Raw genomic sequence first — 15,342 nt, 5'->3', positions numbered from 1 at the left:
CGAAATATCTGCTGTCAACTCATCCGGCGCAACAATGAAACAAAAATATCGTATTCATCGATAGTTTTGTTATCATCACGCGACCATGATTCCGGCGGCTGATTCCTGAACCAGGTATATTGCCTCTTGGCGTACTGGCGCGTGGCAGTCTGGCCAGAGACGATGGCTTGAGCCCGCGATAGATCGCCTTGCAGCAGGCCCGCGATCTCGGGCACACCGATCGCCCGCATCACCGGCAGCGCAGGGTCGAGATTGCGCGCAAGCAAGGCTTCGACCTCTTCGATTGCCCCATGTTCCAACATCATCGCAAAGCGCCTGTCACAACGCTCGTAAAGCCATTCGCGTTCTGGCAGCAGCACCAATGGGTAAAGCGCTATTTCGTCGCCGATCCCACCGGTCTTTCTGGCCTGCCAGTCCTTGAGCGTTCGGCCCGTCGAACGAATGACCTCGAGCGCGCGCGTAGTCCGCGAGGCATCGGCGGAGGCGAGGCGGGCGGCGGCTTCCGGATCTTCAATCTCCAGCGCCGCGCGGGCATCGACTTGCGACAGTGCACGCACCTGTTCACGTATCGCCGGCTTGATCCCGGGTACAGGCGCGATGCCTTCGAGCAGTGTGCGCATGTAGAGACCGGTGCCTCCGCACAGGATCGGCACCGCACCCTCTGCATGCAGCTCGGCGATCTCGCGCTTCGCTGCTGTCGCCCAGTCTGCGGCCGAGCAAGCATCCGCTCCATCCCATGCACCGAATAGCCGGTGCTCGATTTCGCCCATTTCCTCTTCTCCGGGCCGGGCGGAAAGTACACGCAGATCGGCATAAACCTGTGCACTGTCGGCATTGATCACCACCGCCTTCCGACCCTGTGCCTCTATCCGTTGTCCCAATTTCACCGCCAAATCGCTCTTGCCGCTGGCGGTCGGCCCTGCGATGAGCGCGAGCGGTGGCAAATCAGGGGATTTATCAATGATCATCGCCCGGCTGATAGCAGAGGCGAACAGTCTGGAAACCCGCCTCGATGCGGCGGGCAAGGCGCTGGATGAGGCAGGTATGCCGATCGCCATGGCTGGCATGGTGGATTTCTGCGGGGACGTTCTCCAGATATCCTTACCGCATGGCGAGACGAGGCAAATAGTTGATACTCTCACCGAACATTTCGGTGAAGTCGACCTGCTGGTTGCCGATCACGAAATCGAGATTCCACGCCTGTTTGTTTCGGACATGGATTCGACCATGATCGGGCAGGAGTGCATCGATGAGCTGGCCGATTTCGCAGGAATCAAGAACAAGGTCTCCGAAATAACCGAGCGTGCCATGCGTGGAGAACTGGAATTCGAAAGCGCGCTGCGCGAACGCGTCGCACTTCTGGAAGGTCTCGGCGAACGGGCCATCGACAATTGCCTCGCCGAGCGGATCGCTCCGGTTCCGGGTGCCCGCACTCTGGTTGAGACGCTTAAAAGCAAAGGCTGCCGCACCGTACTTGTGACAGGGGGCTTCCACCATTTTGCCGACCGCGTCGCGCAGCAACTTGGTTTCGAACGCGTAGTCGGGAACCGGCTGGCCGTTTCGACTGGCGTCCTGACCGGTAAACTCGCGGGCCCGGTGAGCGATGCTTCGACCAAGCTCGCCACCCTGCAGGAAGAACGCGCAAAACTGGGCGATGGCGCGCGCGTACTCGCGACGGGTGACGGTGCCAACGATATCCCGATGATGGCGGCAGCCGACTACGGCGTCGCCTATCGTGCCAAGCCGAAGGCACGCGAGGCGGCGACCGGGCGCATCGTGAGCGAGGATCTGAGCGTGATACTCAAACTGCTTGGAATCCCGCAGAAAGAATGGGTGACTGGATAGTCGGTTTTCTTTTGGAACCGATAATGATATATTGACATCATTGTCAGTAGAGCCGCCAAATGAACATCCAGACCCCTCTTCCTGCCGATATCGAGTGCGCCCGTGACGGAACACTGCTGCGTGATCCGCGGAGGCCCGAGCCGAAGTATTCCCTGCCCAAGGCGTATGGTCATTTTCGAGACCTGTTGAAGGATAAGGAAGAGACGAGCCATGTGTTCAAAATCTTCGAATCGCTGCCGTCGAAGAGTTTCATTCCACGCGTGCGCAAGCTGGCCTTGAGCGAGCAAGGCGAAATGCTCCGGGCGACCGAGCCGATCCTGCCTCCCATTCTCGATGATCACGACGCGCTGCGAGCCTTGCCGCAAGGCAGCGTCGCCCATGCATATTGCGATTTCATGGAGAGCGAAGGCCTGTCAGCCGCGGGGCTTGTCGCCGAAGCGGACAAGCTTGGCCGTCCGAAATACGGCGATCTCGTGGAATGGTTCGCCAACCGGTCGCGCGATACGCACGATCTGATGCATGTGCTTACCGGATACGGCCGCGATGAACTGGGTGAGCAATGTGTCCTGCTTTTCACCCACGGTCAGAGTCCAAGCCACGGCCATCTGCTGATTGGTTACGCCGGTGCTTTCAACATCAAGAAGATGATCGACAGCCGCGCGCCGGTGTTCAAGGCATGCCGCCAGGCACACAAAACGGGCGTTGCCTGTCCGCCGCTGGTTGCCATGTCCATCCGTGAACTACTGGCGATGGATCTGCAGGAAGCGAGGGAGAAACTGAACATTCCCGAGCCGCACTGGTACCGTGAATGTCACCGCATCTGGCGCGAAGAAGGCATCGATCCCTACGATCTGCTTGCCCCCAAGAAAGACGATGAGGCGCTCGCCGCGTAGGTTCTCAGAGCCAGCTAGCGATCTGTTCCAGCGGCTTCTTTTTTAGTGCGCGTTCGGGGACGGTCGCACCTTCGGCCGGATGTCCGACCACGATTACCATCAGCGGCTTTTCATGCTCTGGCCGGTCGCAAATCTCACGTAGGAAACCCATGGGCGAGGGGGTGTGGGTCAGCGTCGCCACCCCGGCTTCGTGCAGCGTTGTGAGGAGCATACCGCATGCGATGCCGATGCTCTCGGTGACGTAATAGTTCTGCGTGGTGCCGTCTTCCTCGATTCCGCCTTTACGCTGGGCAAAGACGACGATCAGCCAAGGCGCGGACTCGAGGAAGGGTTTGTGTTCGTCGGTACCTAGCGGGGCAAGTGCATCAAGCCATTCCTCGCTCGCCTTCCCGGCATAGAAATTTCGTTCTTCCTCTTCCGCCGCCAATCGGATCGCACGCTTCTTGTCGGGCGATGAGACGACAGCGAAATGCCATGGCTGGTGGTTTGCACCATTCGGTGCGGTACCGGCGGCCTCGATGGCAGCTTCGATCACTTCGCGCGGGACTGGTTCGTCGGAGAAATAGCGACAGGTGCGACGCTGTTTCAGCCGGTCACGCATTGCCCGGGCACGCGCGATGGACTCCTGATCCGTTAGTCGCTCGAGCGAATAGTGGCGCGCTTCGTGTCCCTCATCGCAGGTCCTTGCGGATAACTAGCTTTAGGCCAGACCAAATATCATCGATCGCGCAGACCTTGGTGTCGACTAGGCCCATCGGCAGCGCCATCTCGCGGACGGCGTCTTCGGTAATATCGGTTTCGACCCGGGACGCTCGTTTTGGCCAGCTCACCCATACTTGACCGTCCTTCGCCATGCTTTCGCGTAGCACGGCCAGCTTTTCCGCCATTGCTGCGCGTTCGGTCACGAAAATATGCGCGGCATCGGGTGCGTCTTCCGGCGCGGCCACGAAGGTCAGTTCGAGCGCATATTCGTCGATCTCGTCGATGACGTGCTCTGGCATGCCATCGAACCATACGCGCTGCCCGTCACGCAGCGAAAGCTTCTTCGCCAGCGGCGTGCCGGAATATCCGGCCGCCATTCAGGCTTCCATCCAATTGTCGAAAAAGCTGCGATGTGCGGTGCGCATTTCGTCAATCGACTTGCCGAACAGTGTTGTGCCGCCGGTCTTGCCGATACGGCGGAAGCCGACCGAGGCGGTCTCGTCGTTCTCGGTGCCCTTGGCGAGTGCTTCGTTGAGCGCCTGCGTATCTGGGACGGTCACGACGTAGCGGCCCTGGTCTTCGCCGAACCACCATGCGGCCTTGGAGTATTCTTCGTTCCACTCGACCTCGGCACCGATGCCGCCAGCCATGGCCATCTCGGCCAATGCAACGGCCAGGCCGCCATCCGACACGTCGTGGACCGCGTTGACGAGACCATCGGCTATCAGCTGGAGCACAATCCTGCCTGCGTTCTTCTCGACCGTGAGGTCGGTGGGCGGGGTACGACCTTCATCGCGGCCGTGGATTTCCGACAGCCACAGGGACTTACCGAGATGCGAACGCTCGGGATCGGCGGTCGCCCATTCCTCAGCGTGGATGAGATAGATAGCTTCGCCCTCGGCCTTGAAGGGCATGGTCATCATGTGGTCGTAATCGTCGATCAGGCCGACACCGCCGATGGCTGGCGTAGGCAGGATGGCGCTGCCGCCGCCCGTTGCCTTGCTCTCGTTATAGAGGCTGACGTTGCCGCTTACGATCGGGAAATCGAGCACGCGACAGGCGCGGCCCATACCTTCCAGAGCATGGACGAATTGGGCCATGATCTCGGGGCGCTGCGGGTTGGCGAAGTTGAGGCAGTTGGTCACTGCCAGCGGGCGCGCGCCCACTGCGCAGAGATTGCGATATGCTTCGGCAATCGCCTGTTTGCCCCCTTCATAGGGATCTGCGTGGACATAGCGTGGGGTGCAATCGGTGCTGATCGCCAGCGCCTTCTTCGTTCCGTGCACACGGACCACGCCCGCATCGCCGCCGGTCTGAAGCGTGTCAGCCCCGACCTGGCTATCGTACTGCTCCGAAATCCATCTGCGTGAGGACAGGTTGGGGGATGCAAGCAGCTTCAACAGATCGCCGCCAACATCGTCCGTGTCCGGTCGTTCGGTCATCGGTTTGATACCGGCCCAGGCGGTGTATTCTTCCTTAGAGAGATAGGGCCGATCATATTCGGGTGCGTCTGCCGCAAGCGGGCCGAGCGGGATGTCGCACACCACTTCGCCCCCGAACTCGAGCACCATGTGCTGCGTATCCGTGACTTCGCCGATCACCGCGAAATCGAGTTCCCACTTCTCGAAGATTGCTGCAGCCATCTCTTCCTTGCCGGGCTTCAGGACCATGAGCATCCGCTCCTGACTTTCACTCAGCATCATCTCGTAGGGCGTCATGCCTTCTTCGCGGCAGGGGACCTTATCCATGTCAAGGCGGATACCCGCCTTGCCGTTGGTCGCCATTTCGACGCTGGAGGAGGTAAGGCCCGCGGCGCCCATGTCCTGGATGGCGACGATGGCATCGGTCGCCATGAGTTCGAGGCAGGCTTCGATGAGCAGCTTTTCGGTGAAGGGATCGCCCACCTGCACGGTGGGGCGCTTGGCGTCGGCATCTTCCTCGAAATCGGCACTGGCCATGGTAGCGCCGTGAATTCCGTCGCGCCCTGTTTTTGAGCCGACATAGACGATGGGGTTCCCGACACCGGTGGCGGCCGAATAGAATATCTTGTCTGCATCGGCGACGCCCACTGTCATCGCGTTGACGAGGATGTTGCCGTCATAGGCCGGGTGGAAATTGGTTTCGCCGCAAACGGTCGGCACGCCTACGCAGTTGCCATAACCGCCGATGCCCGCGACGACGCCCTGTACGAGGTGCTTCATTTTCGGGTGTTCCGGACGACCGAAGCGCAGCGCATTGGCATTCGCCACCGGACGCGCGCCCATGGTGAAGACGTCGCGGAGGATGCCGCCGACGCCCGTCGCTGCTCCTTGATAAGGCTCGATATAGGACGGATGGTTATGGCTCTCCATCTTGAAGATGGCAGCCTGACCGTCACCGATGTCAATCACGCCCGCGTTTTCGCCCGGACCGCAGATAACCCACGGCGCCTCTGTCGGCAGTTTCTTCAGGTGCAGGCGGCTTGACTTGTAAGAGCAGTGTTCGCTCCACATGACCGAGAAGATGCCCAGTTCTACCAGGTTGGGCTCGCGGCCCAGAGCGTGAAGGACTCGCTCGTATTCTTCTTCGGAAAGTCCGTGCTGGGCGACGATGTCACCAGTGATCTTCTGCTCGATTTCGCTCATGGCCCGCGCCCTTACGGTGCGGGGCGCGCTGGTGCAATATCCATGCGGCTCAGATCGGCGGGCTGGCTACCCTAAGGCCGAGCTCGTTCCTGTGCCACCGGGTCGATCCGACCCAGAAGGTAATTGCGGTCAGCACGGCAAAGGCAAACAGGGCTAGCAGGATGAATGGCGCGCCGAGATCGGTGGGTTCCGGACCAAACCAGTTGATAGCCTGGAATACCAGCATGGTGACCAGTAGCATTATGGGAGGCACGATCGGCCCCTTGGTGCGCGCCATGTACGCCCAGAATGCGAGGCCCACGATCGCCAGTTCGGCTCCGATGGCAGCGAGCGGATGGTTCCAGAGGCCGAGGCCGAAGGTTGTCTCGCCTCCTGCCAGGGTCAGGTCCGGCCTGTGGCTGATCCAGTCCAGCAGCCAGTGCGATGCGACCACGATGGCAGCCCAGCTTGCAGCGATGGAGCTGCGCATCCTCATCGCCACGAGCAGCCCGAACACCGCTGCGAAAACCAGCGTGCCCACGAGGCTGTGCGTAATCGGATAATCGTAGAAATCGAATGGATTCATCGCCGTGATCCCCGGCACCAATCGCATCTGTTCGACCCCACCCAGGAAAAGGATGAAGAATGCCCAGTCCAGCAATTGTGCCGCGATAAACAGTGTACCTAGTTTTGGTGCCTCGCTGGTGATTGCGCGGGCGGCCAGGGCAGGGGCGAAATGACCGATGAACATGTTGTTACCTCAGTCGATCCCGCTCACCACGACTGTAACGATGTCTGCTGCGGCAATGTAGGCAACAATCCACGTCATATCCGCTCCCCATCCGACGCGCCTTCTTGACCGCGCGACCGCGCCCCGTCAATGCTCCACCGCTATGGCAGAGGGTCAAGACAAACCGATCGGCGAAATGAACTTCGAAGAAGCTCTGCGCGCTCTGGAAGTCACCGTGCGGAGGCTTGAAAGCGGCGATGTTCCACTCGACGAGAGCATCGAACTTTATGAGCGCGGCGAAGAATTGCGCAAAGCTTGCCAGGCGCGCCTGGATGCAGCGCAGGCGAAGATCGACAAGATCGTATCCGACAGCGAAGGCAAGCCTACCGGTACAGCGCCTTTCGATGCGGAAGTCTGAGGCGTGAATGTCATGACAACGATGCCCGACGTGCTGTCCGAGGCATTCGATCAGGTTCAGGACGATGTCGACGCGGCTTTCGATGCGTTTCTTCCGGTACCGCAAGATACGCGTGCGACACTCGTGGAAGCGATGCGCTATGCCGTGATCGGCGGTGGTAAGCGCGTACGCCCCTTGCTGGTCTGCGCGACCGCAAAGCTATTCGGTGTGGACCGCGATGCCGCGGTCGCCACTGGATGCGCTGTCGAGGCGATCCATGCCTATTCGCTGATCCATGACGATCTGCCATGCATGGACAACGACGACCTGCGCCACGGTAAGCCGACGCTTCACAAGGCTTATGACGAAGCGACAGCCGTACTGGCTGGCGATTGTCTTCACGCGCTCGCCTTCGATATCCTATCCATGCAGGGCACCTGCAGTGATCCCTTCGTTCGCTCCGAATCGATTGCAACGCTTGCTCGGGCAAGCGGGCATGAGGGAATGGCAGGTGGTCAGATGATGGACATCGTTTCCGATGAGCAAGAATATGACCTGCGGCAGATAACGCGCCTCCAGCAGCTCAAGACCGGGGCCTTGCTCGCGGCGAGCGTAGAAATGGGTGCGATCCTTGGCCGAGTTCCACCTGAGGGCCGCACGCATCTGCGTGCCTATGCCCGTGACATCGGCCTCGCCTTCCAGATTGCCGACGACTTGCTCGACGTAGAAGGCGACGAGAAGAAAGCCGGAAAGGCACTGCGTAAGGATGCTGGCCAGGGCAAGCAAACTTTCGTTACGCTAATGGGCCGCGATAAGGCCCGTGCACAGGCCGAAATGCTGGTGGGGCAGGCAGGAGAACATCTGTCTGCTTACGGAGAGGACGCACGCGTGCTTGTCGAGTTAGCGCATTTCGTCGTGAAGAGGGACCACTGATGGCTGAACGCATCGGCATCTATCCGGGGACGTTCGATCCCATCACACTTGGCCATGCCGACATCATCCGGCGAGGCAGCAAGCTTGTCGACAAGCTGATCATAGGTGTGACCACCAACCCGTCGAAGAACCCTATGTTCTCGAACGAGGAACGCTTTGCCATGGTGAAGCGGGAAATCGCCGGCATGGGCCTCGACAATGTCGAGGTGGTGGGTTTCAACGCCCTTCTGGTGAAATTCGCGCAGAAGATGGGCGCGAACGTATTGATCCGGGGGCTCCGCGCCGTCGCTGATTTCGAATATGAATATCAGATGGCTGGCATGAACCAGCAGCTCGACGACGACATTGAGACCGTCTTCCTTATGGCCGATGTCTCGCTCCAGCCGATTGCTTCGCGACTGGTCAAGGAAATCGCCCTTTTCGGCGGCGATATCGCGCCTTTCGTAAGCCCGGAAGTTTGCGAGGATGTGATTGTGCGGGTGGAAGAAAATGGGCGTCTGGGGGACTACTGAGGCGGGCCGGCAAACCATTCATTGAACCGACAGCGCCTCCCCGCTAGGGCGGGCTCCATACAGGATAATTCAACGGAATTTTCGATGCTCAAGTCTTCGCTTGCCCTTGCCGCTGCCGCTCTCACGGCGTTCGCCCCGATAGCTGCGATTGCGCAGGACGCCGAGGCTCAAACTGCGGCGCAACCCATATATCAGCCGATCAACTACAATCTGCAGGAGGATCCGGAGAATATCCTTTTCCTCGACTTGTCGAATGGCGAGCGTGTGGGCATCCGCCTTATGCCGAGCTGGGCACCCAATCATGTCGAGCGGATAAAGACGCTTTCCCGCCAGGGCTTCTACGACGGCGTCATCTTCCACCGCGTGATCGACGGTTTCATGGCGCAGACCGGCGATCCGACCGGCACCGGGCAGGGCGGTAGCGAGCTTCCCGATCTCGAGGAAGAATTCAATCCGATGCCGCACGTCCGCGGCACCGTCGCGATGGCTCGCGCGGCAAGTGAGGACAGCGCGAACAGTCAGTTTTTTGTAGTGTTCTATCCGCGTTTCAGTCTCGATCGGAAATACACCAACTTCGGCCGGGTGATCTCCAATATGGATGCGGTCGACGCGATTAACCGCGGCGAACCTCCTGCCAATCCCACCCGAATCCTTCAGGCTTCGCTCGCCTCGGATAACAAACCGGTTCCGGCACCGATGCCGGCTGCTGCGCCTGCGGTCATGGAAGAAGAAGTCACTCTCGACGATCTGAACGCGTCGAACGAAAACTGAGTTTCCTCGGAGCGGACCAGCGTCTAGGGGCGCTGCCATGCGCGTCGACCTTTTCGATTTCGAGCTTCCCAACGAACGCATAGCGCTCCGCCCGGCGAGGCCGCGCGATGCGGCGCGGATGCTAGTCGTGCAAGGGAATGCGCCATTCTCCGATTGCAATGTTAGCGATCTTTCGGACCTGCTCGAACCAGGCGACGTTCTCGTCTTCAACGATACGCGCGTCATTCCCGCTCAGCTTGAGGGGCGACGGGGCGAGGCGAGGATCGGGGCCACGCTGCACAAGCGCGTCGACCTGCGGCGGTGGCAGGCCTTTGTACGCAATGCCAAACGGCTCCGCGTGGGCGATGTCGCCGAATTCGGTGGCGGTGTTACGGCGATAGCCGAAGAACGATTGGCCGATGGCAGTTTCGTGCTTTTTTTCGAAGGCGAGGAACCTGTCGAAGTCCTCCTTGAACGCGCCGGAACTATGCCGCTGCCACCCTATATCGCCGGCAAGCGTGCTACCGATGCGCAGGACCGTGAAGATTACCAGACCATGTTCGCGCGTGAAGACGGTGCGGTTGCCGCACCAACTGCAGCGTTGCATTTTACCGACCGTTTGATGGCTGCTGTTGCCGCGCGCGGCATCGGGACGGAGACGCTCACCCTCCATGTCGGCGCCGGGACATTCCTGCCGGTAAAGGCAGAGGACACGGATGACCACCAGATGCATTCCGAATGGGGCCGTATCGAACAGGATGCGGCTGATCGGTTGAATGCCGTACGGGCTCGCGGAAATCGCGTGATTGCAGTCGGCACGACCAGCCTGCGTCTGCTTGAAAGCGCGACCGGGGAAGACAAGGTCATCAGGCCATTTGCGGGCGATACCGACATTTTCATTACCCCGGGTTACACCTTTCGCGCAATTGACGGGTTGATGACCAATTTTCACTTACCGAAATCGACGCTCTTCATGCTGGTCAGCGCGCTGATGGGCAGGGAACGGATGCAGGAAGCATATGCTCACGCGATTAAAGAGAAATACCGCTTTTATTCCTATGGTGACTCCTCGCTGCTCCTTCCCTAGATCGGTTTCATGAACGAACCGATCCTCGAGCTGGAAGGCCTCAGCAAGGTCTATCCCGGTGGACTTAAAGCCCTCGATAATGTCGATCTGACAATCCGACAGGGTGAGATCTTCGCCCTTCTCGGACCCAACGGGGCGGGCAAGACAACGCTTATCGGTGCCATCTGCGGATTGGTGCGACCGAGCAGCGGAGGCATGCGCGCCTTCGGCCACGATCTGGCGACAGGCTGGCGAGAGGCGAGGGCACGAATCGGCCTTGTACCGCAGGAACTTGCGACCGATATGTTCGAGCCGGTCGAACAGGCGGTTGCCTATTCCCGTGGGCTTTTCGGCCTGGCTCCCGATCCTAAGCGGATCGAGGAAATACTCCGCAGCCTCAGCCTGTGGGACAAGCGTAACGAGCGCATCATGGCGCTTTCGGGTGGGATGAAGCGGCGTGTGCTGATCGCCAAGGCATTGGCGCATGAGCCGGACTTGCTATTTCTCGACGAGCCTACTGCAGGTGTGGACGTAGAACTACGCAAGGGCATGTGGGCGATCGTCGATCAGATGCGCAATCGCGGGGTGACGATCATCCTGACTACCCATTACATCGAGGAAGCAGAGCTGATGGCCGACCGGGTCGGGATCATCAATCGGGGCAAGCTTTTGATGGTCGACGAGAAAGAGGCGATGATGGCCCGGCTCGGGCGCACGGAGGCACATATTTCGCTCGCCGGTCCGATATTTGAATTGCCGCCTTCGATCGCGCGATATCCGATAGATATAGAGAAGGGTGGTACTTCCCTCTGCTACCGCGGTGGCGACGGCACCGGGCGCGGCAAGGCAGAGGTAGCCGAGATTACCAAGGCTTTGATTGCAGCCGGGATCGATTACGACGGCATCGACCTTCGCGAAAGCAGCCTGGAAGATATCTTCGTATCGCTTCTGGGCGAGGAGGACGCGGCATGATTTCCTGGCGTTCCACCTGGTCGATCTACACTCGCGAATTGATGCGTTTCCTGCGCACGGCCTTCCAGTCGGTCCTTGCACCGGTGCTTACAACTGCGCTTTACTTCATCGTTTTCGGCGCAGCGATTGGCGGGCGGATGCCCGATCTCGGCGGGGTCGATTATGGTGCTTTCATCATCCCCGGCCTGCTTATGCTCACCCTGCTGGGCGAGACGACAAGCAACTCCAGTTTCGGCATCTACATGCCGCGGTTTACCGGGACCATCTACGAATTGCTGAGCGCGCCGGTGGGTGTGTCGGAAACGCTGATCGGTTTCGTCGGCGCGGCAATGACCAAGAGCCTGATACTCGCGGCGATCATCCTCGTAACGGCACGTTTGTTTGTCGATTACAGCATCGCGCACCCTCTGCTCGCGGTGGTCTACATCATGCTCGTCGCGGCGGCTTTCAGCCTGTTCGGATTCATCCTAGGCATATGGGCGGACAATTTCGAGAAGCTGGGCATTATCCCAATGCTTTTTTTGACCCCGCTGACATTCCTCGGTGGCACGTTCTATTCGATCGATATGCTACCCAAACCGTGGGACACCATCGCGCTAGCGAATCCCATCGTATACCTAGTCAGCGGGCTTCGCTGGACCTTTTATGGCAGCAGCGATGTGAACATCTGGATGAGCTTCGGCATAACGCTCGGCTTTCTCGCAGCCTGCACGGCCGTGATCGCATATATATTCAAGACGGGCTGGAGGCTGCGCGCCTGATCGCAGTTTGTTCAGGGTGGAAGTAGCGATTTGTACGCGCTAGGCAGCGTTGCATGAATTTCATGTCCACTCCCCTCGCTTCCGCCGCACTCCTGCTTCTAGCTGCGCCGGCTTCTGCAGAGCTGCCAGAAGGTGTGCAGGCCATGATCGATGCGGCGATTGCTACCGAAGATGCCAAAAAAGTCGCAACAGTTCTGGAGCTGGCAAGAGCTACCCATCCCGATGACGTTTCGACGATCGATGCAATCGAGGCGGATTGGAAGGCAGCGCAGGCGCAGAAGCACGCTGAAGCCGAAGCGGCCAGGAAAAAGGCCATCCGGGAAGCGGGGTTCTTCGCCAGATGGAGCGGGGAAGGGGAATTCGGCGGCTTTCATTCGACGGGAAACACCGAGAGTATCGGTGTGACCACTGCGTTGAAGTTGAAACGCGAGGGTCTGAATTGGACGCACATGTTGCGCGCCCGGGCCGATTATCAACGCCAAAACGGGAAAACGAGCCGAGAACAATTCGTGGCTGCCTATGAACCCCGCTGGCAGTTCAATGACGATATGTTCGTCTATGGCTTGGCGCAGTTCGAACGTGACCGACTTCAGGGTTTTGAGGCGCGCTATGCCGCCTCCGGCGGATTGGGTTACAAGGTCGTAGAGGACGATGGCCTTAGCCTGTCGGTCAAAGCAGGACCAGCCTGGCGCATCACTGAATATACCGACGGAACCAGTGCCAGCCGGATCGCCGGTTTGTTCGGCGCCGATTTCGATTGGCAGATTGTCGATGGCCTCACCTTCACACAGGATGCGAACGCAGTAGCTGAGGGTGGAGGCGAGGTGCAGGTGCTCGTCGATGGCAACAACACCAGCATCAATCTTGTCAGCGGGCTGGATCTCAGGATTTCGGAAAAGCTACGATCGCGATTGTCCTATGCGGTGGACTATAACAGCAATCCACCGGGAGATACCTTATCGACCGACACCCTGACGCGATTTTCCGTGGTTTACGGATTCTAGATGACGCCCCCCCGCTTCGGCTTCGAAATTCACGCTCGGGACGGCAAGGCGCGCTCCGGCACTATCCGCATGTTGCGAGGAGATATTCGCACTCCAGCCTTCATGCCGGTGGGCACGGCAGCGACGGTGAAGGCTATGAAGCCCGAGACTGTGCGCAGGACCGGCGCAGACATTATTCTCGGTAATACTTATCACCTGATGCTGCGACCCGGCGCAGACCGCTTGGCAAGGCTGGGCGGACTGCACAAGTTCATGAACTGGCAGCGTCCAATCCTGACTGACAGCGGTGGCTATCAGGTGATGAGCCTCTCCGATCTCAGAAAGCTGACTGAAGAGGGCGTCGAATTCCGTAGTCATATCGACGGCTCGAAGCATATGCTCACGCCCGAACGGAGCATGGAAATCCAGCGTTTGCTCGGCAGCGATATCGTGATGGCTTTCGATGAATGTCCGCGTGCCGACCGCCCAAGAGACGAGATTGCTGCGAGCATGGAAATGTCGATGCGCTGGGCCAGGCGAAGCCGCGATGGATTCGATGCAGGCGGCGATCATGCCGGGCGTTCGACCCTGTTCGGTATCCAGCAAGGTGCGCTCGACGAGGAGCTTCGCAAGATCAGTGCTGAAAAGCTGATGGAGGTGGGCTTCGACGGATATGCCATCGGCGGGCTCGCGGTTGGCGAGGGGCAGGAGGCGATGTTCGCCACGCTGGACTTCGCCCCGGGTCAACTCCCCGAGGATAGTCCGCGTTATCTTATGGGTGTGGGCAAGCCTGACGATCTCGTCGGCGCAGTGGAGCGCGGCATCGACATGTTCGATTGCGTGCTGCCGAGCCGCTCGGGTCGAAATGGTCAGGCATTTACATGGAACGGCCCGCTGAACCTCAGGAATGCCCGTTTCGCTGAAGACCAGGAGCCGCTCGACAATCGCTGCCGGTGCGATACTTGCGCCACCTATAGCCGTGCCTACCTGCACCATCTCGTGAAATCGCAGGAGATCCTCGGCGCCATGCTTATGACCGAGCACAACATCGCTTTCTACCAGCAGCTAATGCAGGCGATGCGTGACGCCATTAGAGACGGGAGCTTCACCAGTTTCGCCGCGGACTTTCGCGGCAGTTATCTAAGTACCTCCAACTGATGGCGTGGAGACGCGCTGCGATTATCGGGGCTTCCGGCGGGATCGGTTCTGCGCTCGCCGCCCAGGACGAAAAACAAGACGCGAAGGTCTATCGCCTGTCGCGACACGATCTCGACCTGACAGACATGCAGGGCATTCAATACCCATGCACCGTCGAGACCGAATTCAGCTGGCCATTTGATCGTTATGCACTGAAAGGCAAAGTTTTCATACGAGCTTATGCTGCCGAAAAATTACTTGATGTCGTCGCATCTTTAGGACCGGAGCAAGGCGGGCGCTGTTTTGGCTGGGCGGGAATGGAAATCGCGCCATGAGCACACGCCCGCCGTCCTATTCCAGTCAGGCGGGAAGGCAGGAGATTACCCTGCTTATCGTTCTTGGGTTCGTCTCGATCTTGCTCTGGCATTCGCCCTACGGTGGGTACCTGCTCTATCCGTTCAGTATCTTGGCGACGTGGTTTCACGAAATGGGCCATGGCCTCGCCGCAATGGCCTTCGGCCACGAATTCGAGCGGCTTGTCATTTTCCCGAATGGATCTGGATACGCACTTCATTTGGCTGAAGGTGATCCATCGCGCATTTCTCAGGCCATGATCGCCGCTGCAGGCCTCCTTGGGCCTACCGTGGCCGGGTGTCTCCTGATCCTTGCCTCGCGCACACATCGATCAACAAAGGCTGCGCTGGTGTTGCTCGGCGCGGCGCTACTTGGTTCGACCCTCATCTGGGTTCGCTCGACGACCGGCTGGATGGTCCTTCCGCTGCTCGGAGGAGCCAGCCTCCTGCTGGCATTCTATGCGAAAGAACCTCACCGCCGTTTCGCCGTGCAGTTCCTGGGCGTCCAAGGCTGCATCTCGATCTACCGGGATTTTGGCTATCTCTTCAGCAGGGGCGGATATATGGAGGGTCGGCTCCAGATGTCGGATACGGAGCACATCGCCCAGGCGCTTTTTCTGCCTTATTGGGTCTGGGGTACGCTCATCACGGCCGCTATCATGGCCATGGTGTTCTATGCGCTGAAAATAGCGCATCAGCGCTGAT

18 protein-coding genes are annotated in these 15,342 nt (G+C 59.4%); 13 read left to right on the top strand and 5 right to left on the bottom strand.

The genetic code is table 11. The features are described from left to right. Nucleotides 1-14: 14 nt before the first annotated feature. Nucleotides 15-968, bottom strand: coding sequence for a tRNA (adenosine(37)-N6)-dimethylallyltransferase MiaA (gene miaA / locus K3180_RS10210; protein ID WP_221540544.1), 954 nt, complete (start codon nucleotides 966-968; stop codon nucleotides 15-17). Between miaA and serB the strand changes: the two genes are divergently transcribed. Together serB and K3180_RS10200 are read left to right on the top strand one after the other, a co-directional pair. Beyond that, a complete protein-coding gene (serB, locus tag K3180_RS10205) occupies nucleotides 961-1,845 on the top strand; it encodes a phosphoserine phosphatase SerB (protein WP_221540542.1) in 885 nt (294 codons plus the stop codon). The two genes, miaA and serB, sit on opposite strands and share 8 nt — an antisense overlap. A gap of 59 nt (nucleotides 1,846-1,904) precedes the next feature. Continuing rightward, a complete protein-coding gene (locus K3180_RS10200; protein WP_221540540.1) occupies nucleotides 1,905-2,738 on the top strand; it encodes a ubiquinone biosynthesis protein COQ4 in 834 nt (277 codons plus the stop codon). Nucleotides 2,739-2,742: 4 nt separating this feature from the next. On the opposite strand, the gene K3180_RS10195 is transcribed toward K3180_RS10200, so the two are convergent. The 4 genes from K3180_RS10195 to K3180_RS10180 form a co-directional block, all read right to left on the bottom strand. Further along, the gene (locus K3180_RS10195) at nucleotides 2,743-3,339 is read right to left on the bottom strand and encodes a nitroreductase family protein (protein WP_221540538.1); all 597 of its coding nucleotides are present in this window, start codon (nucleotides 3,337-3,339) and stop codon (nucleotides 2,743-2,745) included. A 70-nt stretch (nucleotides 3,340-3,409) separates the two neighbouring features. Continuing rightward, nucleotides 3,410-3,817, bottom strand: a complete 408-nt coding sequence (locus K3180_RS10190; protein WP_221540536.1) for a DUF3052 family protein — start codon at nucleotides 3,815-3,817, stop codon at nucleotides 3,410-3,412. Then, nucleotides 3,818-6,064 (bottom strand): phosphoribosylformylglycinamidine synthase subunit PurL, encoded by a 2,247-nt coding sequence (purL, locus tag K3180_RS10185; RefSeq protein ID WP_221540534.1) that lies wholly within the window; start codon nucleotides 6,062-6,064, stop codon nucleotides 3,818-3,820. It abuts the gene before it with no gap. 49 nt (nucleotides 6,065-6,113) lie between these two features. Beyond that, a complete protein-coding gene (locus tag K3180_RS10180) occupies nucleotides 6,114-6,794 on the bottom strand; it encodes a hypothetical protein (RefSeq protein ID WP_221540533.1) in 681 nt (226 codons plus the stop codon). A gap of 142 nt (nucleotides 6,795-6,936) precedes the next feature. Here K3180_RS10180 and K3180_RS10175 point away from each other — a divergent pair, with 142 nt between their 5' ends. The 11 genes from K3180_RS10175 (at nucleotide 6,937) to K3180_RS10125 (ending at nucleotide 15,341) form a co-directional block, all read left to right on the top strand. Next, nucleotides 6,937-7,191: an exodeoxyribonuclease VII small subunit gene (locus tag K3180_RS10175; protein WP_221540531.1), complete on the top strand. Its 255-nt coding sequence runs from the start codon at nucleotides 6,937-6,939 to the stop codon at nucleotides 7,189-7,191. 21 nt (nucleotides 7,192-7,212) lie between these two features. Next, on the top strand, nucleotides 7,213-8,103 hold the full coding sequence (locus K3180_RS10170) for a polyprenyl synthetase family protein (protein ID WP_221540588.1): 891 nt from the start codon (nucleotides 7,213-7,215) through the stop codon (nucleotides 8,101-8,103). Continuing rightward, on the top strand, nucleotides 8,103-8,615 hold the full coding sequence (coaD, locus tag K3180_RS10165; protein ID WP_221540529.1) for a pantetheine-phosphate adenylyltransferase: 513 nt from the start codon (nucleotides 8,103-8,105) through the stop codon (nucleotides 8,613-8,615). Before K3180_RS10170 ends, coaD begins: the two co-directional genes overlap by 1 nt. 84 nt (nucleotides 8,616-8,699) lie before the next feature. Continuing rightward, nucleotides 8,700-9,386, top strand: coding sequence for a peptidylprolyl isomerase (locus tag K3180_RS10160; protein ID WP_221540527.1), 687 nt, complete (start codon nucleotides 8,700-8,702; stop codon nucleotides 9,384-9,386). A 37-nt stretch (nucleotides 9,387-9,423) separates the two neighbouring features. Then, nucleotides 9,424-10,452, top strand: coding sequence for a tRNA preQ1(34) S-adenosylmethionine ribosyltransferase-isomerase QueA (gene queA / locus K3180_RS10155; protein WP_221540525.1), 1,029 nt, complete (start codon nucleotides 9,424-9,426; stop codon nucleotides 10,450-10,452). Nucleotides 10,453-10,461: 9 nt separating this feature from the next. After that, nucleotides 10,462-11,403 carry an ABC transporter ATP-binding protein gene (locus K3180_RS10150; RefSeq protein WP_221540524.1) on the top strand — a complete coding sequence of 314 codons (942 nt, stop codon included), beginning with the start codon at nucleotides 10,462-10,464 and terminating at the stop codon, nucleotides 11,401-11,403. Next, complete coding sequence (locus K3180_RS10145; RefSeq protein WP_221540522.1) at nucleotides 11,400-12,164, top strand: ABC transporter permease; 765 nt, start codon at nucleotides 11,400-11,402, stop codon at nucleotides 12,162-12,164. The genes K3180_RS10150 and K3180_RS10145 overlap by 4 nt, the downstream gene beginning before the upstream one ends. A 53-nt stretch (nucleotides 12,165-12,217) precedes the next feature. Beyond that, nucleotides 12,218-13,168, top strand: a complete 951-nt coding sequence (locus tag K3180_RS10140) for a DUF481 domain-containing protein (RefSeq protein ID WP_221540520.1) — start codon at nucleotides 12,218-12,220, stop codon at nucleotides 13,166-13,168. Beyond that, on the top strand, nucleotides 13,169-14,305 hold the full coding sequence (gene tgt / locus K3180_RS10135; RefSeq protein ID WP_221540518.1) for a tRNA guanosine(34) transglycosylase Tgt: 1,137 nt from the start codon (nucleotides 13,169-13,171) through the stop codon (nucleotides 14,303-14,305). Beyond that, nucleotides 14,305-14,619 carry a Rossmann-fold NAD(P)-binding domain-containing protein gene (locus K3180_RS10130; RefSeq protein WP_221540516.1) on the top strand — a complete coding sequence of 105 codons (315 nt, stop codon included), beginning with the start codon at nucleotides 14,305-14,307 and terminating at the stop codon, nucleotides 14,617-14,619. The genes tgt and K3180_RS10130 overlap by 1 nt, the downstream gene beginning before the upstream one ends. Beyond that, the gene (locus tag K3180_RS10125; protein WP_221540514.1) at nucleotides 14,616-15,341 is read left to right on the top strand and encodes a M50 family metallopeptidase; all 726 of its coding nucleotides are present in this window, start codon (nucleotides 14,616-14,618) and stop codon (nucleotides 15,339-15,341) included. Before K3180_RS10130 ends, K3180_RS10125 begins: the two co-directional genes overlap by 4 nt. The last annotated feature ends 1 nt before the right edge of the window (nucleotide 15,342 follow it).

It is taken from the genome of Qipengyuania huizhouensis, assembly GCF_019711635.1.
GTDB lineage: Bacteria > Pseudomonadota > Alphaproteobacteria > Sphingomonadales > Sphingomonadaceae > Qipengyuania > Qipengyuania huizhouensis.
The sequence above is the reverse complement of the archived record's forward strand: the minus strand, read 5'-3'. Positions and strand labels throughout refer to the sequence as shown.

Bases quoted from the DNA above. Each gene is read 5' to 3' on its own strand.
- miaA (WP_221540544.1), bottom strand. From the start codon at position 968: ATGATCATTGATAAATCCCCTGATTTGCCACCGCTCGCGCTCATCGCA.
- K3180_RS10130 (WP_221540516.1), top strand. From the start codon at position 14,305: ATGGCGTGGAGACGCGCTGCGATTATCGGGGCTTCCGGCGGGATCGGT.
- K3180_RS10200 (WP_221540540.1), top strand. From the start codon at position 1,905: ATGAACATCCAGACCCCTCTTCCTGCCGATATCGAGTGCGCCCGTGAC.
- K3180_RS10195 (WP_221540538.1), bottom strand. From the start codon at position 3,339: ATGCGTGACCGGCTGAAACAGCGTCGCACCTGTCGCTATTTCTCCGAC.
- K3180_RS10145 (WP_221540522.1), top strand. From the start codon at position 11,400: ATGATTTCCTGGCGTTCCACCTGGTCGATCTACACTCGCGAATTGATG.
- purL (WP_221540534.1), bottom strand. From the start codon at position 6,064: ATGAGCGAAATCGAGCAGAAGATCACTGGTGACATCGTCGCCCAGCAC.
- K3180_RS10170 (WP_221540588.1), top strand. From the start codon at position 7,213: ATGCCCGACGTGCTGTCCGAGGCATTCGATCAGGTTCAGGACGATGTC.
- queA (WP_221540525.1), top strand. From the start codon at position 9,424: ATGCGCGTCGACCTTTTCGATTTCGAGCTTCCCAACGAACGCATAGCG.
- tgt (WP_221540518.1), top strand. From the start codon at position 13,169: ATGACGCCCCCCCGCTTCGGCTTCGAAATTCACGCTCGGGACGGCAAG.
- K3180_RS10180 (WP_221540533.1), bottom strand. From the start codon at position 6,794: ATGTTCATCGGTCATTTCGCCCCTGCCCTGGCCGCCCGCGCAATCACC.
- K3180_RS10125 (WP_221540514.1), top strand. From the start codon at position 14,616: ATGAGCACACGCCCGCCGTCCTATTCCAGTCAGGCGGGAAGGCAGGAG.
- coaD (WP_221540529.1), top strand. From the start codon at position 8,103: ATGGCTGAACGCATCGGCATCTATCCGGGGACGTTCGATCCCATCACA.
- K3180_RS10160 (WP_221540527.1), top strand. From the start codon at position 8,700: ATGCTCAAGTCTTCGCTTGCCCTTGCCGCTGCCGCTCTCACGGCGTTC.
- K3180_RS10190 (WP_221540536.1), bottom strand. From the start codon at position 3,817: ATGGCGGCCGGATATTCCGGCACGCCGCTGGCGAAGAAGCTTTCGCTG.
- serB (WP_221540542.1), top strand. From the start codon at position 961: ATGATCATCGCCCGGCTGATAGCAGAGGCGAACAGTCTGGAAACCCGC.
- K3180_RS10140 (WP_221540520.1), top strand. From the start codon at position 12,218: ATGAATTTCATGTCCACTCCCCTCGCTTCCGCCGCACTCCTGCTTCTA.
- K3180_RS10150 (WP_221540524.1), top strand. From the start codon at position 10,462: ATGAACGAACCGATCCTCGAGCTGGAAGGCCTCAGCAAGGTCTATCCC.
- K3180_RS10175 (WP_221540531.1), top strand. From the start codon at position 6,937: ATGGCAGAGGGTCAAGACAAACCGATCGGCGAAATGAACTTCGAAGAA.